Annotated in this window: 21 protein-coding genes and 1 riboswitch; of the genes, 12 read left to right on the top strand and 9 right to left on the bottom strand. The window is 65.4% G+C overall.

Annotated elements, in window-relative coordinates:
• Window positions 1–10 precede the first annotated feature (10 nt).
• The 4 genes from BMX57_RS01355 to BMX57_RS01340 all read right to left on the bottom strand — a co-directional run bounded on the left by BMX57_RS01355 (window position 11) and on the right by BMX57_RS01340 (window position 3,076).
• Window positions 11–982 carry a beta-ketoacyl-ACP synthase III gene (locus BMX57_RS01355; RefSeq protein ID WP_092361767.1) on the bottom strand — a complete coding sequence of 324 codons (972 nt, stop codon included), beginning with the start codon at window positions 980–982 and terminating at the stop codon, window positions 11–13.
• On the bottom strand, window positions 983–2,104 hold the full coding sequence (gene plsX / locus BMX57_RS01350) for a phosphate acyltransferase PlsX (protein ID WP_092361765.1): 1,122 nt from the start codon (window positions 2,102–2,104) through the stop codon (window positions 983–985). It abuts the gene before it with no gap.
• Between the two features lie 24 nt (window positions 2,105–2,128).
• The gene (rpmF, locus tag BMX57_RS01345) at window positions 2,129–2,335 is read right to left on the bottom strand and encodes a 50S ribosomal protein L32 (protein WP_092361763.1); all 207 of its coding nucleotides are present in this window, start codon (window positions 2,333–2,335) and stop codon (window positions 2,129–2,131) included.
• Window positions 2,336–2,539: 204 nt separating this feature from the next.
• Complete coding sequence (locus BMX57_RS01340) at window positions 2,540–3,076, bottom strand: YceD family protein (RefSeq protein ID WP_092361761.1); 537 nt, start codon at window positions 3,074–3,076, stop codon at window positions 2,540–2,542.
• An 84-nt stretch (window positions 3,077–3,160) separates the two neighbouring features.
• On the opposite strand from BMX57_RS01340, the gene BMX57_RS01335 reads away from it, so the two are divergent.
• From BMX57_RS01335 to BMX57_RS01325, 3 genes are all read left to right on the top strand, one after another.
• A complete protein-coding gene (locus BMX57_RS01335; protein ID WP_092361759.1) occupies window positions 3,161–3,637 on the top strand; it encodes an outer membrane protein assembly factor BamE in 477 nt (158 codons plus the stop codon).
• A 51-nt stretch (window positions 3,638–3,688) separates the two neighbouring features.
• Window positions 3,689–4,426: a GNAT family N-acetyltransferase gene (locus tag BMX57_RS01330; protein WP_229724146.1), complete on the top strand. Its 738-nt coding sequence runs from the start codon at window positions 3,689–3,691 to the stop codon at window positions 4,424–4,426.
• 68 nt (window positions 4,427–4,494) lie between these two features.
• Window positions 4,495–6,306 carry an ABC-F family ATP-binding cassette domain-containing protein gene (locus BMX57_RS01325; protein ID WP_092361757.1) on the top strand — a complete coding sequence of 604 codons (1,812 nt, stop codon included), beginning with the start codon at window positions 4,495–4,497 and terminating at the stop codon, window positions 6,304–6,306.
• On the opposite strand, the gene BMX57_RS01320 is transcribed toward BMX57_RS01325, so the two are convergent.
• Together BMX57_RS01320 and BMX57_RS01315 are read right to left on the bottom strand one after the other, a co-directional pair.
• Window positions 6,303–6,857 carry a sugar O-acetyltransferase gene (locus tag BMX57_RS01320; RefSeq protein ID WP_092361756.1) on the bottom strand — a complete coding sequence of 185 codons (555 nt, stop codon included), beginning with the start codon at window positions 6,855–6,857 and terminating at the stop codon, window positions 6,303–6,305. The two genes, BMX57_RS01325 and BMX57_RS01320, sit on opposite strands and share 4 nt — an antisense overlap.
• Window positions 6,858–6,861: 4 nt before the next feature.
• Complete coding sequence (locus BMX57_RS01315) at window positions 6,862–7,617, bottom strand: SDR family NAD(P)-dependent oxidoreductase (RefSeq protein ID WP_092361755.1); 756 nt, start codon at window positions 7,615–7,617, stop codon at window positions 6,862–6,864.
• Window positions 7,618–7,882: 265 nt separating this feature from the next.
• On the opposite strand from BMX57_RS01315, the gene BMX57_RS01310 reads away from it, so the two are divergent.
• Window positions 7,883–9,706 (top strand): adenylate/guanylate cyclase domain-containing protein, encoded by a 1,824-nt coding sequence (locus BMX57_RS01310; RefSeq protein ID WP_092361754.1) that lies wholly within the window; start codon window positions 7,883–7,885, stop codon window positions 9,704–9,706.
• 244 nt (window positions 9,707–9,950) lie between these two features.
• On the opposite strand, the gene tyrS is transcribed toward BMX57_RS01310, so the two are convergent.
• Window positions 9,951–11,201 (bottom strand): tyrosine--tRNA ligase, encoded by a 1,251-nt coding sequence (tyrS, locus tag BMX57_RS01305; RefSeq protein ID WP_092361753.1) that lies wholly within the window; start codon window positions 11,199–11,201, stop codon window positions 9,951–9,953.
• 62 nt (window positions 11,202–11,263) lie between these two features.
• Here tyrS and BMX57_RS01300 point away from each other — a divergent pair, with 62 nt between their 5' ends.
• From BMX57_RS01300 to BMX57_RS01285, 4 genes are all read left to right on the top strand, one after another.
• On the top strand, window positions 11,264–12,385 hold the full coding sequence (locus BMX57_RS01300; protein WP_092361752.1) for an anhydro-N-acetylmuramic acid kinase: 1,122 nt from the start codon (window positions 11,264–11,266) through the stop codon (window positions 12,383–12,385).
• A gap of 128 nt (window positions 12,386–12,513) precedes the next feature.
• Window positions 12,514–12,730, top strand: a riboswitch (cobalamin riboswitch).
• A 232-nt stretch (window positions 12,731–12,962) separates the two neighbouring features.
• A complete protein-coding gene (locus tag BMX57_RS01295; RefSeq protein WP_092361751.1) occupies window positions 12,963–13,763 on the top strand; it encodes an ABC transporter ATP-binding protein in 801 nt (266 codons plus the stop codon).
• On the top strand, window positions 13,760–14,695 hold the full coding sequence (locus BMX57_RS01290; protein WP_092361750.1) for an ABC transporter substrate-binding protein: 936 nt from the start codon (window positions 13,760–13,762) through the stop codon (window positions 14,693–14,695). The genes BMX57_RS01295 and BMX57_RS01290 overlap by 4 nt, the downstream gene beginning before the upstream one ends.
• 4 nt (window positions 14,696–14,699) lie before the next feature.
• Window positions 14,700–15,758, top strand: coding sequence for a FecCD family ABC transporter permease (locus BMX57_RS01285; RefSeq protein WP_092361749.1), 1,059 nt, complete (start codon window positions 14,700–14,702; stop codon window positions 15,756–15,758).
• An 86-nt stretch (window positions 15,759–15,844) separates the two neighbouring features.
• On the opposite strand, the gene BMX57_RS01280 is transcribed toward BMX57_RS01285, so the two are convergent.
• The gene (locus tag BMX57_RS01280) at window positions 15,845–16,264 is read right to left on the bottom strand and encodes a cupin domain-containing protein (RefSeq protein WP_092361748.1); all 420 of its coding nucleotides are present in this window, start codon (window positions 16,262–16,264) and stop codon (window positions 15,845–15,847) included.
• A gap of 59 nt (window positions 16,265–16,323) precedes the next feature.
• On the opposite strand from BMX57_RS01280, the gene BMX57_RS01275 reads away from it, so the two are divergent.
• The 3 genes from BMX57_RS01275 to BMX57_RS01265 all read left to right on the top strand — a co-directional run bounded on the left by BMX57_RS01275 (window position 16,324) and on the right by BMX57_RS01265 (window position 19,096).
• Entirely contained in the window at window positions 16,324–17,742 is a 1,419-nt protein-coding gene (locus BMX57_RS01275; protein WP_092361747.1) for a protein adenylyltransferase SelO, read from the top strand.
• Window positions 17,743–17,871: 129 nt separating this feature from the next.
• Window positions 17,872–18,576 (top strand): endonuclease/exonuclease/phosphatase family protein, encoded by a 705-nt coding sequence (locus tag BMX57_RS01270; RefSeq protein WP_092361746.1) that lies wholly within the window; start codon window positions 17,872–17,874, stop codon window positions 18,574–18,576.
• Between the two features lie 106 nt (window positions 18,577–18,682).
• Window positions 18,683–19,096, top strand: coding sequence for a Fur family transcriptional regulator (locus BMX57_RS01265; RefSeq protein WP_092361745.1), 414 nt, complete (start codon window positions 18,683–18,685; stop codon window positions 19,094–19,096).
• Between the two features lie 11 nt (window positions 19,097–19,107).
• Here BMX57_RS01265 and BMX57_RS01260 read toward each other — a convergent pair whose 3' ends face one another.
• Window positions 19,108–20,127, bottom strand: coding sequence for an AbrB family transcriptional regulator (locus tag BMX57_RS01260; protein ID WP_229724143.1), 1,020 nt, complete (start codon window positions 20,125–20,127; stop codon window positions 19,108–19,110).
• A 126-nt stretch (window positions 20,128–20,253) separates the two neighbouring features.
• Here BMX57_RS01260 and BMX57_RS01255 point away from each other — a divergent pair, with 126 nt between their 5' ends.
• Window positions 20,254–21,159, top strand: coding sequence for a DMT family transporter (locus tag BMX57_RS01255; protein ID WP_092361743.1), 906 nt, complete (start codon window positions 20,254–20,256; stop codon window positions 21,157–21,159).
• Window positions 21,160–21,201: the final 42 nt, after the last annotated feature.

Below are 21,201 nucleotides of genomic sequence, written 5' to 3'. Positions count from 1 at the left end.
TCGCGCCACCCTACCAACGCAGCACCACCGCACCCCAGGCCAGCCCGCCGCCGATCGCCTCGGTCACGATCAGATCGCCGGGCCGGATCTGCCCGCGCGCCTTGGCGACCGACAGGGCAAGCGGGATCGACGCGGCGGAGGTGTTGCCGTGATCCTGCACCGTGACCACCACGCGATCCATCGACAGGCCCATCTTCTTGGCGGTGCCCTGGATGATGCGGATATTGGCCTGATGCGGCACGATCCAGTCCACATCGGCGCTGCTCAGGCCGGCCTTGTCCAGCGCGGATTCGGCGGTTTGTGTCAGCTTTTCAACGGCATGGCGGAACACCTGGTTCCCCTGCATCCGCAGATGGCCGGTCGACCGGGTCGCCACGCCCCCGTCGACATAGAGCAAGTCTCGAAAGCGGCCGTCGGAATGCAGGTCGGTGGCCAGGATGCCGCGATCCTGCGCGGTTCCGGTGCCCTCGTTCGCCTCGAGCACCAGCGCGCCCGCGCCGTCACCGAACAGCACGCAGGTCGAGCGGTCGGTCCAGTCCATGATCCGCGAGAAGGTCTCGGCCCCGATCACCAGCACCCGGCTGGCCTGGCCCGAGACGATCAGCGCATGGGCATTGCTCAACGCATAGACGAAACCGGCACAGACCGCCTGGACATCGAAAGCGAATCCGCCGGTCATGCCCAGCCGGGCCTGCACCATGGTCGCGGCCGAGGGAAAGGTCAGGTCGGCGGTCGAGGTCGCGAGGATGATCGCGTCGATCTCCTGGGCGGTGATGCCGGCATCGGCCAGCGCCGCCTCGGCGGCGCGGGTCGCCAGGTCGGAGGTGGTTTCGTCCTCGGCCGCGAAATGGCGGCGCTCGATCCCCGAGCGCGAACGGATCCATTCGTCGGTGGTGTCCAGGGTGGCCTCGAACTCGGAGTTTGGCACCACGCGTTCGGGCAGGTAGTGCCCAACACCGGTGACGACTGCTCGGGCTGCCATCTACGCTCTGCCTTCTGGTTCTTGTCGCGCGCCCTCATCGGCGCGCTGAACGGTATCTTGGGTAAGCTCGACCGTGGATGCAACCCGCGCGGCCAGTTTCTGCCCAAAGCCGGACTGGGCGAGGGTGAAGGCCAGCTTGACCGCCGCCGAGACGCCGGTGGCGTCGGCGCTGCCATGCGACTTGATCACGGTGCCGTTGAGGCCAAGGAACACCCCGCCATTGACCTGGCGCGGATCTATCCGCTTTCTCAGGCGGTTCAGCGAGGTGATCGCCAGCACCGAGGCCAGGCGCGAGAGCGGCGAATACCTGAACGCCTGTCGCAGCAAAGCGCCGATCATCCCGGCGGTGCCTTCGCCGGTCTTGATCGCGACATTGCCCGTGAACCCGTCGGTGACGATCACATCGGCCCGGTCGCCGGGAATGTCGCTACCCTCGACGAAGCCCACGAACTCGAAATTCGCCTGCGCGGCAAAGTCCGAGATCAGGCCGTGGGCTTCCTTCAGCTCGGCGCGGCCCTTGTGTTCCTCGGTGCCCACGTTCAACAGGCCCACGCGGGGACGCGCAAGGTCGAGCCCGTTGCGCGCATAGGAGGCGCCCATCAGCGCATATTGCAGCAGGTCCCGGGCATCGGCGCGGACATCGGCCCCCGCATCCAGCATCACGTTGAACGCCTGCGGATTGCGCGAGGGAAACAGGATCGCGATGGCGGGCCGCGTCACGCCGGGCAGGCGGCGCAGGCGAATCGTCGACAGCGCCATCAGCGCGCCGGTATTGCCGCAGGACACCGCGCCCGAGGCCTCGCCCTCGCGCACCGATTCCAGCGCCGACCACATCGAGCTGCCCTTGCCGCTGCGGACCACCTGGCTGGGCTTGTCCTCCATCGTGACCACATCGGCGCAATCACGAAAAACGACGCGCCCGTCCAGGACGCGCCGTTTGGCGACAAGTTTGCGCAGCGTCTCTTCGGGCCCGTGCAGGATGAACCCGATATCCGGGTTCTTTCTGGCCGATTCCGCGATGCCGGCGACAACGACCGACGGGCCCGCGTCTCCGCCCATGGCGTCGACCGAGATGATGATCCTGGTGCTGGGCTCGCCGATCGGATCGGGCTGCGCGGTCATGAAGTGGCCTGCCTCGGAACGGGCTTAGGCCGCGTCTTCGTCCAGATCGATCTCGTCGGCCTGGGCCACGACCTCGCGGTCGTCATAATGACCGCAGGCGGCGCAGACGTGATGCGGGCGCTTCAGCTCGCCGCAATTGGCGCACTCGTTGGGGTTTGCAGCAACCAGCGCGTCATGCGCACGACGGTTGTTGCGGCGCGACTTGGATACTTTGTTCTGTTGGACAGCCATGTCTCAACCTTCGTGTCTGGTGGGCCGCGGCGCGCGCCGCCGGCCGGTTTCGGTCTTTGGTTCCTAAAAGGCGTGACGCGCGTCTAGGCCGTGGCCCGTCCGTTGTCCAACCCTAAATCCGATGAGGGCGCGAAAATACTGCGAATCTCGGCGTGTTCAAGCGGTTTTTCTGGCCGCCTCCTATGACAGGTTTCCGCCCGACTGTCATTGCTCTTTTTTGAGCTTGTCACGCAGCGCGGACAGCCCGGCAAAGGGCTTCACATCGTCGTCGGTGAGCGGTTCCTTGCCCGGTGCGGCAAAGGCGGTATCACCCGGTCCGACCCCGTCCTTGCGCGGGTAGAGCGGCAGCGCCAGCGCCAGCGCCTCGGCCATGACCGCGCCCGGGTCGATCACCGTGCCCAGCGCCTCGGCCTCGTCATCCTCTGGCATTTCCGCCTCTTCGGCCTCGGGCGGTTGCCAGTCTTCCAGGTAGAGCCGGCGCACCGGTGCCTCGATGCGTGTCGTCACCGGCTCCAGCGTGACCACGCAGGGCTGAACTACCGTGGCGCCCAAATGCCCGGTCAAAAGCCAGTCGCGGCTGCCCTGTGCCGTGATCTCTCCTGAAAAGCGCAGCTTGCGCAGGCCCAGCAGGCCCAGCGCCTCGGCCAACCCGTCGAGATGGGCGCGGTCGGGCTGCAGATCGAAAGGGGTGGGGCTGTTCTGCGGCAGTTGGGCAACCCGCAGTGCGGTCACTTCGGTCATATTGGCAGCTTTCCTCGGTTGAACCAGCGCGTCGCATTTTGTATCGGGATAGTAGTCGCCGTTTGGCATGGCAAGGGGACAGGGATGAACAGGACCGTCTGGCGAACCGGACCAGTGGCGAGATGCGCCGCGCTCTGCGCGCTGGCCGTCGCGCTTGCAGGCTGTTCCGAACGGTTCCGCAATCACGGCTATGTTCCAAGCGAGGAAGAACTGGCGCAGGTGCGGCCGGGTGTCGATACCCGCGACAGCGTGATCGAGGCGATCGGCTCGCCCAGCTCGACCAGCGTGGTCGGCGATCAGGGCATCTATTATGTCTCGACGCGGATGCGTTACTTTGGTCCCAAGGCGCCCGAGGTCGTCGCCCGCGAGCTTGTGGCGATCAGCTTCGACCAGGCGGGCATCGTGCGCAACATAGAACGCTATGGCCTGGAGGACGGGCGGGTGGTGCCGTTGCAGCGGCGCGTCACCGACTCGGCGATCCAGGACAAGACCTTCATCCGGCAGCTTCTGGGCAATCTCGGCAACTTCAACCCGGCCACCGCGCTGCCGACCTCGGAATAGGGCGTCCGGGAGCGGGACAGGTCCGCGAGGCCGGATGTGGAGGAAGACGTCGTGCCGCAGATCCTGCTGAGCAAGGGGCGCTACCGGGCGCGCCGCGCCGAGTCGCCGGCCGATATCGACGCGGCGCAGGCATTGCGTACGCGGGCCTTCGGCACGGATCAACCTGACAGGGACGGGTTCGACGACCAGTTTACGCATGTTCTGGTCGAGGACATGCAGCGCGACGCGCAGGCGGTGTGCTGCTTCCGCATCCTGACCCTGGCCGACGGCCGCCACATCGGCCGAAGCTGCGCGGCCGAGACCTATGACCTCTCGGCGCTGGAACGCTATCGCGGCCCGATGGCCGAGCTGGGCCGGTTCTGCACCCTGGCCGATGGGCCGGACGCGGACATCCTGCGGGTGGCCTGGGGCGCGTTGACGGTCTGGGTGGATCGGGGCGGCATCGAAATGCTGTTCGGCTGCGCGTCCTTCGCCGGGACCGACCCGGCGCGCCACCGTGAGGCACTGGCATTGCTGGGCCACCGCTACCTGGCGCCCGAGGACTGGCGGCCGGGGATCAAGGCGCGGGACGTCTACCGCTTCGGTCAGCCGCCCGGCCCGCCGCCCGACGCCGAGCGGGCGATGCGAGGGATGCCGCCATTGCTCAGGAGCTACCTGGCGATGGGGGGGCGGGTCAGCGACCATGCGGTGATCGACCGGCGGATGAACACGCTGCACGTGTTCACCGGGCTCGAGATCCGCGCGATTCCCCCGGCCCGGAAACGGCTGCTGCGGGTGGTGGCCGGGTAATGCGAGTATTTGCGGAACAGTGAAAGCGGGGCGTTGACGCCCTGTGTCCCGGGGTTTAGCTGGCGGACATGGCGCGCATACCCTTGTTGCAGATGAACGCGATCTCGCTGACCTTCGGGGGCGAGCCGGTATTCTCCGGCCTCGACCTGGTGGTCCAGCCGGGCGACCGGGTGGCCTTGGTCGGGCGCAACGGGTCGGGCAAGTCGACGCTGCTGAAGGTGATGGCGGGCCTGGTCGAGGCGGATACCGGCGAGGTGGTGTTGCCGCCGGGCGGCTCCGTGGGCTACATGGAGCAGGATCCGGCGATGGCGGAGTTCGCCACGCTGGGTGATTATGCGACGGCGGATCTCGAACCGGGCGAGCTCTACAAGGTGGAGCGCGCGGCCGAAGGGTTGAAATTCGACCCCGCCCGCGCGGTCGCCACCGCCTCGGGCGGCGAACGGCGGCGCGCGGCGCTGGCCCGGCTGATGGCCGAGGCGCCGGACCTGATGCTGCTGGACGAGCCGACCAACCACCTGGACATCGAGGCGACGCTCTGGCTGGAGCGCGAACTGGCCGCCACGCGGGCGGCGTTCGTGCTGATCAGCCACGACCGCGCGTTCCTGCGGGCGCTGACCCGCGCGACCCTGTGGATCGACCGCGGGCAGGTGCGGCGGCAGGAAAAGGGCTTCTCGCATTTCGAGGAATGGCGCGACAAGGTCTGGGAGGACGAGGACCAGGCGCGCCACAAGATGAACCGCCTGATCAAGGCCGAGGGCCGCTGGGCGGTCGAGGGCATCAGCGCACGGCGCAAGCGCAATCAGGGGCGGTTGCGCGCGTTGCAGGACCTGCGCGCCCAGCGTGCGGCGCAGATCGCGCGCCAGGGCAGCGCGGCGATGGCGCTCGAGTCGGGGCCGAAATCGGGCCGCAAGGTGATCGAGGCGCGCGGGCTGTCCAAGCGCTTTGACGGCAAGCGGATCGTCCGCGATTTCGACCTGCTTGTGCAGCGCGGCGACCGCGTGGCGTTCGTCGGCCCCAACGGGGTGGGCAAGACCACGCTCCTGAAAATGCTGCTGGGCGAAGAGGCGCCGGACGCGGGCAGCGTCACGCTGGGCACCAACCTGGAGGGTGCGGTCTTCGACCAGGCGCGCGCGCAGCTCGATCCGGACATGAGCCTGTGGGACAGCCTGACCGGCGATCCCGGGATGCGGGTGTCGGGCAAGGCCGATCAGATCATGGTGCGCGGCCAGCCCAAGCATGTGGTCGGCTATCTCAAGGAATTCCTGTTCGACGAACGCCAGGCCCGCGCGCCGGTGCGCTCGCTCTCGGGGGGCGAGAAGGCGCGGCTGCTGCTGGCGCGGCTGATGGCGCGGCCGTCGAACCTGCTGGTGCTGGACGAGCCCACCAACGACCTGGATGTCGAGACGCTGGACCTGCTGCAGGAATTGCTGGACGGCTATGACGGCACGGTGCTGCTGGTCAGCCACGACCGGGATTTCCTGGACCGGGTGGCGGCGACCACGGTGGCGATGGAGGGCGACGGCCGCGCCACCGTCTATGCCGGCGGCTGGAGCGACTACATCTCGCAGCGCGGCGACAGGACCGAGAAAAAAGACGAGAAACCAAAAGCTTCTGCCGCGAAACTAAAGTCTCAACCGCGCTCTGAGGATAAACCCGGCCTGTCCTTCACCGAAAAGCACCGGCTGGAGGCTCTGCCCGACGAAATCACCCGTCTGGAAGCCGAGATCGCCAAGCTGGAGGCGCTTCTTTCCGATCCCGACCTTTATGCGCGCGAGCCGGTGAAGTTCGACAAGGCCACCGAGGCGCTTGTCGCGCGGCAGAAGAAGCTGGCCGCCGACGAGGAGGAATGGCTGGCCCTGGCCGAGAAGGCCGAAGCCTAGCGCTTGCGGGCCGGGTTGCCCACAACGGTGTCCCCGGCGGCCACGTCGCGGGTTACGACGCTGCCCGCACCGACGATGGCATCCGCGCCCACGGTGACACCGGGCATCACGATTGCGCCGCCGCCGATCCAGGCGTTGCGGCCGATGCGGACGGGGCGGGCGATTTCCAGCCCGCGGGCGCGCTCGCCGGGGTCGGTGGCATGCTGGGCGCAGTAGATCTGGACCGAGGGGCCGAGCATCGCACCATCGCCGATTGTGACCGGCGCGGTGTCGAGGATGGTGCAGCCGGCGTTCAGATAGACCCGGTCACCCAGCGCGATATTCACCCCATAGGCGCAGTGGAACGGCGCCTCGATCAGGCAATCCGCGCCGATCTGCCGGAAGAGCGTGGCCAGCGCTGCGGCCATCGGGCCGCGCGTGTCGGGCGGACAGGTGTTGTGGGCATGGACGGCGCGGCGGGCGGCCTGCCGCATCTCCTCCAACTCGGTGTCGAGGCAGCAATACCAGTCGCCCGCCAGCATCCTCTGCTTCTGGCTGCGCCCCTCCGGCATCGGCTCAGCGCATCCGCAGGGCGCCGTCAAGCCGGATCACCTCGCCGTTGAGATAGCCCATCTCGACGATGAACCCGGCCAACCGGCCGTATTCCGCCGGATCGCCCAGACGGGGCGGGTTGGGCACATCGGCGGCCAACCCCTCGCGCACCTCCTCGGGCAGGCCCATCAGCATCGGCGTGAGGAAGATGCCCGGCGCGATGGCCATCACCCGGATGCCGGTCGAGGCCAGGTCGCGCGCCATGGGCAGGGTCATGCCGACGACACCGCCCTTGGAGGCGGCATAGGCGGCCTGACCCTTCTGGCCGTCGAAAGCGGCGATCGAGGCGGTGTTGATGATCACCCCGCGCGCGCCCTCGGTGTCGGGGGTGTTTCCGGCCATCTCGGCGGCGGCGAGGCGCGAGACGTTGAAGCTGCCGACCAGGTTGATATCGATAGTGCGCTGGAACGCGTCCAGCGGGTGCGGGCCGTCCTTGCCCACGGTCTTGATGCCATAGGCCACACCGGCGCAGTTCACCGCCACGGTGATCCGGCCCATCTTCTCCTTGGCCAGCGCGATGGCGGCGGCGACCGAGGCCTCGTCGGTCACGTCGGTTTCGGCGTAATGCCCGCCGATCTCCTGCGCGACGTTTTGCCCGCGCTCGGCGTCGCGGTCGAGGATCGTGACCTGTGCCCCGGCGGCGGCGAAGTGCCGGGCCGTGGCCTCACCCAGGCCCGAGGCGCCACCGGTGATGATTGCGGATGTCTTGCTCAACTGCATGGCAGGCTCCCGTCCCGTGATTTGAACGCACGTTCAGATAATGGATATTGGGGGTGGGAGTCTAGGGGCGGCTTGTTGGCACGACGTGTTGCCGGCGGGGCTTGGTCAGCCGAGAGTGTGCGGTTTGGGCAAGGGGAGCGGCAGAATTGAGCCCAAAGCGGCGGGATCAATACCGTGCCCTTCGCTGGCGCAGCAAACCGGTCTTTGTTTGTACAAACTGCCTGGTTGTTGCATTGTGACATCGCAAGACAAAACCGGAGAACGAATGTCCCGAAAACTTGCTGGATTTCTGGTGGCTGATGCCGTTTCCTACAGTGCCCGGATGGAGGAAAACGAGGCCAAAGCACTGGCCGCGCTCTCCAACTCACGCGCGATTATAGACGGCATTCTTGCTGAGCATCAGGGCTCGATTATCGCTACTGCCGCAGATAGCGTCATCGCCGAGTTTCCTTCGGCGCTGGATGCCGTTCGCGCCGCTCTCGATGCTCAGGCCCAATTGGAGCGAGATGAAGCAGATAATTTTCGCTTTCGTATAGGGGTGCACTTCGGGGACGTAGTACAGCAGGACGGAACACTTCTCGGTGATGGGGTTAATATCGCCGCGCGCCTAGAGCCTTTGGCGCCGAACGGCGGGATAGTAATCTCCGGCGTTGTCGCTGATCAAATTGTGGGGAAAGTCGATGCGAGATTCGCGTCGATTGGCAAACACAGTGTCAAAAACATTGCACGTCCGGTTGATCTTTATTGCTGGCCCGAAACGGCAGCAAAGTCCTACCGTCGCCGTAAACTCATGCGTCTGTGGCCTATTGCGACGGTCGCATTGATTGCTGTCGCCTCGGTATTCGCGTGGTTCGCCCGACAGGAAGAGGTCGATCAAGGTATGCCAACGGGTCCCAAGATCGCAGTTCTACCATTCGAGGAAGTTGGTGCGGGTGCGGAAGAAGTCTTCTTCGCTGATGGACTTAGCCGAGACATCAACGCCTACCTAACCAAATTCTCTAATCTATTTGTTTTTTCTCTCAGTTCGACACGGGAGTATTCTGAGGTTGATTGCGCCACCATCCGCAGGGAGTTGAATGCAGATTTTATACTATCCGGGACGGTCCGTCGCGCGGATGAAAGCCTGCGAGTTACAACCTCATTCACGGATGCCAGGGATTGCGTTCAGCTTAACGCGCCCGGCCCATTCACACGCGACCTGTCGGCGCAAAGCGTGATTGATGTACAGATCGAAATCGCAAGGAAGGTCGTTTCTGAGATCGGGTCTGCTGACGCCCCCATCTTCGATGCCAAGTTGGCTCGCGCGATCGAGGAAAAGGCGCCAGAGAACCTCAACGCTTATGAGTGCGTGCTGCTGTCTTACTGGTTTTACGAGAATTTCGAACCTGACCGCCATCGGCGAGCGCGTGACTGCCTCATGGGTGCGGTGAAATCCGATCCCGACTATTCGCTCGCATGGTCGAGACTGGCGTTCTCACACATCGAGTCGAAGAAATACTCTATCGATACGAAGGACAGTTGGGACGAAGACAGTTTACGCGCGGCACAGCGTGCGATCGATCTAGACCCGGCCAATCCAGATGCGTATTACGCTCTGGCGATCCGTAGCCAGATGGTCGGTGATGCACCGGATGTTTTCGCGAACCACGCGCGAAAGGCGATTGAGCTAAATCCATATGACTCCTTCGTTCTGGCGGATTTGGGTACTTGGATGGCCTATTCCGGTCAATGGGATACAGGCAAAGAATGGGTTACTCGGGCCAAAGCTTTGAACCCCAAGCACCAGAGTTGGTGGGATTTCATATGGCAATTGCACTCATTCCTCCAAGGCGACTATTCGGCGTCTATTGCGCATGCGCAAACCGTGAACTTGCCCGGCAACTATATGGTGCAGGCTGCTCTAACAGCTGCACACGCCATGAACGGGGACCAAGAGATGGCCGAAAGGACATTGGAAAAAGTTCTTGAATTGAAGCCCGACTATGCGGAAGATCCGAGACAGCCATTCCGGGCACGTGGTATGGAAAAAGTTCTCGTGGACAAGCTCATGGAAGGTCTAACCATGGCAGGGTTGGATGTTCCGACATAACCTCTTTGAACCTTTAGGGCACTGAGCTTAGCTTTAGCAAACCTTGCAAAATAGTTTTAAACAAACAATAATCTCTGTGATCTGACGGATTTATCTTGAACAGCACGCAAGGACTGCATTGTCCGCAAACCCGACCTATCGCAAACTGGATAACCCGCGCGTTTTCCTCGGACCCTTGTCTCGCCAGAAAAAGCGGCCACCGCTCAGGTGGCTGTTTGTTTCGTTCCAGACGGGAGCGCGATGACTACCCCAGCTGCACGAGCGCGTGCCGCTTCTTTCCCGCGCTCAGCTTGATCGGCGAGGAGAGCTTGCCCGCGTCGATCATCAGCCCGGCATCGGTCAGCGGCGCGTCGTCCATTCGCGCGCCGTTCTCGGCGATCAGGCGCTTGGCCTCCTTGCCGGATTTCGCCAGACCCGAGCGGACGATCAGCTGCACCACCGACATGCCGTCGCCCAGCTCGTCGGCGCTGAGCGTCAGCGTCGGCAGGTCGTCGCCGACGCCGCCCTTTTCGAACACCTCGCGCGCCGTGGCCTCGGCTGTCGCGGCGGCCTCGGCCCCGTGCAAAAGCGTGGTGACCTCGTTGGCCAGCCGGATCTTGGCCGCGTTGATCTCGGAGCCTGCCAGCGCGCCCAGCCGGTCGCATTCGTCCACAGGCAGCTCGGTATAGAGCTTGAGGAACCGGCCCACATCGGCATCGGTCGTGTTGCGCCAGAACTGCCAGAACTCGTAGGGGCTCAGCATCGCGTCGTTCAGCCACACGGCGCCGCCGGCGGATTTGCCCATCTTGCGCCCGTCGCTGGTGGTCAGAAGCGGCGTGGTCAGCCCATAGATCTCGTGATCCAGCACCCGCCGGGTCAGGTCGACCCCGTTGACGATATTGCCCCACTGGTCCGACCCGCCCATCTGCAGGATGCAGCCGTAACGGCGGTTCAGCTCCAGGAAGTCATAGGCTTGCAGGATCATGTAGTTGAATTCGAGGAACGACAAGGACTGCTCGCGGTCGAGCCGGGACTTCACCGATTCAAACGACAGCATCCGGTTGACCGAGAAATGCCGCCCGATGTCGCGCAGGAACTCGAGATAGTTCAGATCGTCCAGCCATTCGGCGTTGTTGAGCATCAGCGCGTCGGTCTCGCCCTCGCCATAGCTCAGATACTTGGCGAAGACCTGCTTCATGCCGGCGATGTTGGCGTCGATCTGCTCGGGCCCCAGCAGGGGGCGCTCGTCCGAGCGGAACGAGGGATCGCCCACCTTGGTGGTGCCGCCGCCCATCAGCGTGATCGGCTTGTGCCCGGTCTTCTGCAGCCAGCGCAGCACCATGATGTTCAGCAGGTGACCCACATGCAGCGACTGCGCGGTGGCGTCATAGCCGATATAGGCGGTCCGCACCCCCGAGATCAGCGCCTCGTCGAGGCCCTGGTAATCGGTGCAGTCGGCGAGAAAGCCGCGCTCCATCATCACCGCGATGAAATCCGATTTGGGGTGGTAGGTCATGTCTTGCCTCGGGTTGGAATTGCGGGGCATGTATAGGCGGCAGTTTGGCGAAGGGAAAGGCCATGAATAAGGCCATCAGCCGGGCAGGGCCGGTGCGGGCGCTGGGGGCGATGTCGGGCACGTCGCTGGACGGTGTCGACGCGGCAGTGGTCGAGACCGACGGCGATGTCATCACCGGGTTCGGCAAGACCGCCTATCGTCCCTATCCCGAGGCGGAACGCGCGATCCTGCGCGCGGCCCTGGGCCGGTGGCAGGGGCCGGCGGTCGCAGAGGCGTCACGGGTCGTGACAGAGGCCCATGCTCAGGTTCTGGCCGGGTTCGAAGGGGTCGATCTGGTGGGTTTTCACGGCCAGACCCTGGCCCATGATCCGCGCAACCGCGGCACGTTGCAGGTGGGCGACGGCTCCGCCCTGGCGCAGGGTCTGGGCGTGCCGGTGGTCTGGGATTTCCGCAGCGACGACGTGGCGATGGGCGGCGAGGGGGCCCCGCTGGCGCCGTTCTTTCACCATGCCTGCGCGCGCTGGATCGGGGCCGACGCGCCGCTGGCCTTTCTCAACCTGGGCGGCGTCGGCAACCTGACCTATGTGGATTCTTCCTTCGATCGCCCCGAGGCCGAAGGCGCGCTTCTGGCCTTCGACACCGGCCCGGCCAATGCGCCGATCAACGACCTGATGCTCGAACGGCTGGGCCTGCCGATGGACGAGGGCGGCGCGCTTGCGCTGCGCGGCAAGGTCGAGACCGGCGCACTGGAGCTGTTCCTGGACGAGCCCTATTTCACCCGCATCCCGCCCAAGTCGCTCGACCGCAACGATTTCGCCGAGATGATCGGGCTGGTCTCGGAACTGGGCGATGCCGATGCGGTGGCGACGCTCACCGCGATGATCGCCGCCGCGGTGGCGCAGGGCATGGCGCATTGCCCGTCACAGCCCGACCGCGTGCTGGTCACCGGCGGCGGACGCATGAATCCGGTTCTGATGGAGATGCTGCGCGTCTCGCTCGACTGCCCGGTGGAGCCGGTCGAAAGCGTCGGTCTCGACGGCGACATGCTCGAGGCGCAGGCCTTTGCCTATCTCGCGGTCCGCGTGGCGCGCGGGCTGCCGACATCCTGCCCGGGCACGACCGGCGTGCGGGCGCTGGTGGGTGGCGGAACGGTGAGCGTGCCGCAGATGGACGCGGCCGGGTAGGCCTTGCCGCCGTGGCAATGCCGGGCGGCGGAAATGGCGGCAAAGCGGGGCGAAGACGCCATCGCGTCCATCAATCCCAATGTCGGCATCTTATTGAGTTCCAGTCATTGACCGCAGATTGGATTTGATGTCTTTTCATCGCCGATGGTTCTCGGACGCCCGATGCGCTGACGAGATGAAAAGGGAACACGGTGCGGCGCAGCCAGCAGGCACCAAATCCGTGACTGCCCCCGCAACTGTGAGCGGCGAGCGACCCCGATACGAACCACTGGACACCACGTCCGGGAAGGTTTGGGGAAGCATCGACCCGCGAGTCAGGAGACCTGCCATCACCGGTGCGCGAGCATCATTGGCATTTCAACACGATGCAGGCGGGGTGCCTGGTCAGGAGCATAAGTTGGCAAAGCGGTCTCGGCCCCAACCACATGGTTCGTCCTTCCCTCGTTTGAGAGACGGAGGGTCCGATGGACCATCGCATTACAGTTTGCACATCCTGTCGGCACAAAGGTACCGAGTGTCGCCCCGGCCGTGAACTGATCGACAAGCTTCGGCTGGCGATTGCAGGGGACCTCGCCTCATGAAAGCGGCCAAGCTCTCAGTAGAAGATCTTTCCTGGTCGTCGGATCGTGGTGCGGCCACGCTTCTGCACTCAACCAGCTTTTCGCTGGACACTGGGCGTGTCCTGGGAATCGTCGGTCCCAACGGGGCAGGAAAGACCACACTACTGCGTTTGCTCTACCGGTTCTACCGGCCGACAACCGGCACCGTCCGCATTGATGGCGATGATATCTGGAGCCTGTCGGCCCAGGCCGTAGCCCGGCGGGTTGCCGCTGTCTTGCAGGAACAACCCAGTGACTTTGCCCTTACAGTCGGGGAGATCGTGGCCCTGGGTCGGACGCCGCACCGGCGTGGTATCGGCGGGGCCACTGGTTCCCGAGACAAAGTCATTGTCGAAGACGCCTTGGACCGGCTCGAACTGCGGGGGCTGGTTGGCCGCCATCTGGGTACCTTGTCTGGCGGCGAACGCCAACGGGTTATGGTGGCTCGTGCGCTCGCCCAAGAGCCGCGGCTTCTGATTCTCGACGAGCCGACCAACCACCTCGATATTCGTCACCAACTTGAGGTGTTGGACCTGATCCGAAGCCTGCCGCTGACAATCGTCACTTCCCTGCATGACCTGAACCTGGCTGCTGGTGTCTGTGACGACGTCTTGCTCCTTCATTCCGGCCATGCTGTCGGGTTTGGCCCTCCCGCCAAGGTGCTGTCCGAGGTCGCTGTCTCTGACGCTTTTCAGATCGTTGCCCGCAAGGAGCAGCTTTCGCTCAGCAACACCGATCACCTCACATTCCATCTTCAGAAACAAGGATCGCACTCATGAGGAAGGCATTTCTCACCACCGTGGTATGCGCCATCGCCGCCGGTGCGGCAATTGCCGATACAACGGTTCAAAGCTGTAATCGCTCTGTCACCTTCGATGCGCCCCCGGAACGGGCGATTTCAAACGACGTGAACCTGACCGAGATGATGCTGGTCCTTGGCCTTGCCGACCGAATGGTGGGCTACACCGGTATTTCGGGCTGGAAGACGCTTGACGAAGAAATGCGTGCAGGCGTCGAGGAACTTCCCGAATTGTCGGCGCAGTACCCAACCAAAGAAGTCCTTGTCGGGGCCGATGCGGATTTCTTCTTCGCAGGGTGGAATTACGGCATGAAAGTGGGCGGCGAAGTCACGCCGGAGACATTGGAACCCTTTGGCATCCAGGTTTACGAGCTGACTGAGTCCTGCTCCCATATCATGGACAGGGAGAAGGCCGGCATCGATGTCATGTATGCTGATTTGACGAACCTGGGTGCGATTTTCGGCGTTGAAGACAGGGCCGCCGAACTTGTGGAGAGCTACCGGGCAGATCTCGCGGCCTTCACGGACCGACTGGAAGCCGGTGAGCCATTGCGCGTGTTTGTCTATGACAGCGGCGAAGACACGCCATTCACGGCGGGCCGCTACGCGATGCCGACCGCACTGATCGAAGCGGCCGGCGGCGTCAACATACTGGACGATTTCGAAAAAAGCTGGGCGACGGTGACATGGGAAGAGGTCGTGGACCGCAACCCGGAGGTCATCGTGATCATCGACTACGGCGAAGTGACCGCAGCACAGAAGCGCGAGTTCATCCTGTCCAACCCTGCTCTCGCGGGTCTGGCGGCGGTCAAGAACGACCGCTTTGTCACTCTGGAATATGTCGAGGCGACGCCGGGACCCCGGAACATCCAGGCGATCAAGACCTTGGCCGAAGCCTTCTGGGCCGAGTAGTCCCATGGCCGAGACCCGAAGCGCCAAAGCAATCATTCACCGTTTCAGTGGCATGCCGGCCTTCCTGTTGGGTGGAATGGTCCTGCTTTTGGTCTCGCTCTCCTTTGCGATTTCGGTTGGGGCTGTTCCGGTCCCGTTGAATACGGTCTGGGGCGTCATCCTCAATAGAATTGCGCCGGGCTTCATCGAAGAAACCTGGTCTCAGAGCCGCGAAGCCATCGTATGGGAAATCCGTTTCCCACGCGCCCTTCTTGCCATAATGGTCGGAGCCGGATTGGCGATGGTGGGGGCCAGCCTTCAGGCCGTCACGCGGAACCCCTTGGCCGATCCACACCTCCTCGGGATATCCTCCGGCGGGGCATTCGGTGCCATCCTCGCGCTTCTTCACACCGGTTTGTTCGTGGGCCACCTGACCGTGCCGCTGCTGGCCTTTCTCGGGGCGCTTGCCGCGACGGCGATCGTGCTGATCGTATCGCGTTTCGCAAATACCATGAGCGCTGATCGCCTTGTGCTGGCGGGTGTCGCCGTATCCTTCATCATTATGGCTGGGGCGAATGTCCTGGTTTTCCTTGCCGATCCCAAAGCAACCCACATCGTCGTCTTCTGGATGCTCGGTGGGCTTGGTCTCGCCCAGTGGAGCCAACTGCTTTACCCCCTCGTCATCCTTTTGATCTGTGCCGGATGGCTCATGTTCAAGGCAAAGGACTTGAACGCAATGACAGTGGGTGACGAAACGGCCTCAACACTTGGCATCCCCGTTGCCAGATTTCGGTTATCTGTCTTTGTCGTGGGCGCGCTGATTACCGGGGTCATGGTCGCGTTTTCAGGGATTATCGGCTTTGTAGGCCTGATGGTCCCCCACGTGGTGCGCATGGCGGTCGGGGGCGACTATGCCCGTGTTTTGCCTGGCTCCGCTTTGATCGGGGCGATTTTCCTTTTATGGGCCGATATCGCTGCGCGTACAGTCATGGCGCCAGAAGACATGCCCATCGGCATCGTGACCGGTCTGGTCGGAGGGATATTCTTCGTTTGGCTACTTGGTCGGCAAAGGTCGGCAATATGAATCCTTGAGCCCTTCATCTGTCTCCCAGCATTGGGAACTGCGGGCTCGATCCTGCCAATCTCTGCGAACGGGCGGCATCCCGTCCTTCATCCCCTCGGTATATCGAACCCCGGTTCCGCCAGGTCGAACCCCTCGAACCGGAACCCCGGCGAGACCGTGCAGCTGACCAGGGTCCAGTCCCCGGTCGTGCGCGCCGCCTGCCAATGGCCCGCCGGCACGATCAGCTGCGGCGCCCCCGTGTCCAGGTCCGGGGTCAGCATGTGATCGGTTGCGGGGCCGCGGTCGGTCGCGCTGATCGACAGGACCAGCGGCGCCCCGGCGTGGTAGAGCCAGATCTCGGTCGCATCGACGCGATGCCAATGACTACGCTCGCCCTCGGCCAGCAGGAAATAGATGCAGGTTCCGGTCGGCCGGCCCGCGTTTTCAGCAACCCAGGTCTGGCGGTACCAGCCGCCCTCGGGGTGTCGCGCGAGGTTCAGGCGGTCGATGATCTCCTGCGCGGTCATGGCGCCTCTCTTTGCCGGCGGGCACTGGCAATCCCGCACGGGCAGCATATCTTGCCCCCATGACGCTTACGATCCCCTTCGACAACAGCTATGCGCGCCTGCCGGACGCGTTCTATACCCGATTGCGGCCCGAGCCGGTCCGCGCGCCGCGCCTGATCGCCTTCAACGAGGACCTGGCGCGCCTGCTGCGGATCGACCCGGGCGAGCTGTCCGACATGGCCGAGGCCTTTGCCGGCAATGCCCTTCCCGAGGGCGCTGAGCCGCTGGCGCAGCTCTATTCGGGGCACCAGTTCGGCCAGTACAACCCGCAGCTGGGCGATGGGCGCGCATTGCTGTTGGGCGAGGTGGTGGACCGCGACGGGACCCGCCGGGACATCCAGCTCAAGGGATCCGGCCGCACGCCCTATTCGCGGATGGGCGACGGGCGGGCCTGGCTGGGGCCGGTCCTGCGGGAATATGTGGTGTCCGAGGCGATGCACGCGCTGGGGATCCTCACGACCCGGGCCCTGGCCGCGGTCGAAACCGGCGAGACGGTGCTGCGCGAAGGACCCATGCCGGGGGCGGTGCTGACCCGCGTGGCGGCCAGCCACCTGCGGGTGGGCACGTTCCAGGTCTTTGCCGCGCGGGGCGACATCGCCAGCCTCAAGCGTCTGACCGCCTATGCCATCGCGCGCCACTATCCCGATGCCGACGGGCCGATGGGCCTGCTCAGGGCCGTTCGCGACGCCCAGGCGCGGCTGATCGCGCAATGGATGGCGGTGGGCTTCATCCACGGGGTGATGAACACCGACAATTGCGCGATCTCGGGCGAGACCATCGACTATGGTCCTTGCGCCTTCATGGACAGCTACCACCCCAACACGGTCTACAGCTCGATCGACCGGACGGGCCGCTACGCCTATTCCAACCAGCCCGACATCGCGGTCTGGAACCTGGCGCAGTTCGCCACCGCGCTGATCCAGCAGATGGACGACCGCGAGGCGGCGGTCGAAGAAGCCACCGAGATCGTGCACGCGATGCCCGACCTGCTGCAGGCGGAATGGCTGGCGCGGTTCCGCGCCAAGCTGGGCCTGCGGGACGCGCAGGACGGGGACCAGGCGCTGATCGCGGATCTGCTGATCCGGATGGCCGCCAATCGGGCCGATTTCACCAACACCTTCCGCGCGCTCGGCACGGATGCCGCGCGCGACCAGTTCATCGACCCCGCCGCCTATGAAAGCTGGGCCGAGGGCTGGGCCGCGCGCACCGCGCAGGAGCCGGGCGCATCCGGCCGGATCCGGGCTGCGAACCCCGCCTTCATTCCCCGCAATCACCGGATCGAACAGATGATCGACGCCGCGCTCGACGGCGACGAAGCCCCGTTCCATCGCCTGTGCGCGGTACTGGCCCGCCCCTATGACGATCAGCCCGAGCATGCCGACCTGACCCGCCCCCCCAAGGAGGACGAGATCGTGGCCGCGACCTTCTGCGGCACCTGACCCTTTCCTCTTGCGGAAAATATCCTGGGGGGAGGCGCCGCAGGCGACGGGGGGCAAAGCCCCCCAACCGCCCTTGCGCCTTGCGGCCCGCTGGGCAAGATTGGCCTCCAGCTCTCAGCCCGGACCGACATGCCCCGCCAATCGACGCTGCGCCTTGCCAGCTATAACATCCAGAAATGCGTCGGCCTCGACCTGCGGCGGCAACCGCGCCGGATCCTGACGGTGCTGGACCGGCTCGGGGCGCAGATCGTCGTCCTGCAGGAGGCCGACAAGCGCCTTCCGCCGCGTCCCGCGGCGCTGCCGCATTTCGTCCTGAACGAGGCCGGCTGGAAGATCGCCGATCTTGGTGGCGCGGGCAGCCTGGGCTGGCACGGAAACGCGGTGATCTGGAAGGGCGGCGGGATCCGCCTGACCGGGACCGCGCATCACGACCTTCCCGGGTTCGAGCCGCGCGGCGCGGTGCGGGCCGAGTTCGACACGCCGATCGGACGACTTCGGGTGGTGGGGCTGCATCTGGGGCTGTTCGGCCCCTCGCGCCAGCAGCAGGTGTCGCACCTGACCCGCGATATGGCCCGGCTGCCGGACCTGCCGACGGTCTGGGCGGGCGATTTCAACGAATGGTCGCGCCAGCCGGTTTTGGACCACCTGGCGCCACAGATGCGGTTCCTGCCGCCGATGCCCAGCTTTCCGGCCCCGCAGCCGGTCGGACCGCTGGACCGCATCGCACTCGGGGCCGGGCTGGCGGCCTCGGCCCACGGCGTGCATTCCGAGCGGCCGGCCCATATCGCCTCGGACCACCTTCCGGTCTGGGCCGACCTGCGCGCGGCGGACTAGCGGTCGCCCCTCACCTCGGACCTGCCGCCAAGGCGAAAAACCCGGTGGCAACGCGGTCGCGGAGCGATTAAACCGGGAGGCCGAAGCGCAAGATCCGGGAGCCGCCATGTCCGACTCGATCATCGCCCGTTGTGAGGCCAAGGGGCTGCGCATGACCGGCCAGCGCCGGGTGATCGCGCAGGTCCTGCAGGACAGCGCCGACCACCCCGATGTCGAGGAGCTCTATTCCCGTGCCACCGCCATCGATTCCGGCATCTCGATCGCCACGGTCTACCGCACGGTCAAGCTGTTCGAGGAGGCCGGTATCCTGGAACGGCTGGAATTCGGCGACGGGCGCGCGCGCTACGAGGATGCCGAGCGCGACCACCACGACCACCTGATCGACATGCAGACCGGCGAGGTGATCGAATTCGTGGACCCCGAGATCGAGGCGCTGCAGGAGCGCATCGCCGCGCGCCTGGGATACGAGCTGCGCGGCCACAAGCTGGAGCTCTACGGCGTACCGCGCCGCAAGCGCTGAGCCGGGGCGCGTCAGCCCACCCGCCGGCGGCCCACGGCCACCGGGATCAGGACGCTGAGTATCATCAGCCGGACGATGTGGCAGGCGGCGACGAATCCCGGGCTGGCCTGCATGGTCGCACCCAGCGCGATCATCGTCTCCAGCCCGCCGGGCGCAAAGGCCACCATCACATGCGGCGCCGGCATGTCCAGCGCGGCGGCCACGGGAATCGCGGCCAGGCTGGCCATCGTCACCGCGATCAGGGTCATGCAGAGCCCGGCCAGCAGCGCGCCGCGAAACTGCGTCAGGGTCATGCCGGTGAACCGCGTGCCGATCAGCGTGCCCATCGTCACGAAGGCGGGCAGCATCAGCCAGCCCGGCACGCCGCCCTCGGTCAGCCCGGTCACATGCGCCAGCGCCGAGACCGCCATCGGCCCCAGCAGGAGCGGCGCCGGCAGCAACAGCCTGCGAAACAGCAGCCCGAGCACGATGCCCAACACTGCCAGGACCGCGAGCGCGGACATGGACATCGGCGCGGTCTGGGGCAGCACCACCGGATCCATGCGATAGCCCAGCGCCAGCGCGGCATAGGGCACCGTCACGGTCAGGGCCAGCACCCGCAGGGTCTGCACCACCGCGATCCGGGCGGTGTCGGCGCCCAGGTCCTGCGACAGCCCCATCACGAAACTCAGATGCCCCGGCGCGGCGGCCAGGATCGCGCTGCGCCGGTCGAAGTCGAAGGCCCGGGCCAGGATCGTGCGGGTGAGGAACATGGTCACCGCCAGCATCGCCGCCATGGCCGCAAAGGCGAAGGGCCAACGCTGGATCGCGGCCCCGGCATCGGTGGTGAACCCCGATCCGACACCCAGCCCGAGCACGACGAAACAGGCGTTGCGCACCGGCTCGGCGATGCCCACGCGCAGGCCCGACAGCGCCGCGCCGCTGACCGCCAGCGCCGGGCCAATCAGAACCGCGGCCGGCGCGTTCAGCACATAGGCGACGGCCGCACCGCCCAGACCGACGGCCAGCGAGGTCAGGGTGATACGGATCATCGGATCTGCGGGCATGACCGGTGACTAGCACCGGTCCCGCATCCGCGCAATTGCGCGCACGGCCCTTGCGGCTGGCGTGGAATTCGGCCAAGGCGGGCGCAACCCTGAAACGGAGTGTCCCCGGCCATGGAAAACCTGCGCGGCGCCGTCCTGATGGTGCTGGCGATGCTCGGCTTCGCCATCGAGGACATGTTCATCAAGCTGACCGCCGACGCCCTGCCGCCCTGGCAAATCATCGCCGTGCTGGGCAGCGGCGGTGCGGCGGTCTTTGCGGTGCTCACCAAGCTGAAGGGCCAGCCGCTCTGGACCCGCGGCTATCTGGCCGGTCCGGTCCTGCTGCGCAACCTGGGCGAGTTGATCGGCACGGTCGGTTTCGTGACCGCCATCGCGCTGACGCCGATCTCGCAGGCGTCGTCGATCCTGCAGGCCACGCCGCTGCTGGTCACGCTGGGCGCAGCGCTGTTCCTGAAGGAACCGGTGGGCTGGCGCCGCTGGAGCGCGATCTTGGTGGGGTTCGTCGGCGTGCTGCTGGTCATCCGCCCCGGGACCGAGGGCTTCGACGTGCTGTCGCTATTTGCGGTGCAGGGTACGGTCGGGTTGGCGATCCGCGACCTGGCCACCCGCAAGGTCGGGCGCGAAACCTCGTCCTTTCAGCTGAGCTTCCTGGCCTTCCTGATGCTGATCCCGGCCGCCGCCATCCTGTCGCTGTTCAGCGACCGGGGCTATGTGGCGCCCGACGCGCAGCTCTGGGCGTATTTCGCCGGGGTGATCCTGCTGGGCGTGGCGGCCTATTACGCCATCGTCGCGGCGATGCGTATCGGCGAAGTGTCCTTTGTGACGCCGTTCCGCTACAGCCGGATCGTCTTTGCCCTGATCGTCGGTATGGTGGTGTTCGGCGAGCGGCCCGATTCCCTGATGCTGCTGGGCGCGGCGATCATCGTGGGTTCGGGCATCTACACGCTGGTGCGCGAGGGGCGGGTCCGATCTGCCGCGCGCAAACCGGCCAAGCGCGCGGCCGGGCCGGTCGGTTAGCGCTAACGTGAGCGGTTTACTTTCCGTCACCCTTTGCTATGA

The sequence above is a fragment of the Cribrihabitans marinus genome (genome assembly GCF_900109035.1).
GTDB lineage: Bacteria > Pseudomonadota > Alphaproteobacteria > Rhodobacterales > Rhodobacteraceae > Cribrihabitans > Cribrihabitans marinus.
The sequence above is the reverse complement of the archived record's forward strand: the minus strand, read 5'-3'. Positions and strand labels throughout refer to the sequence as shown.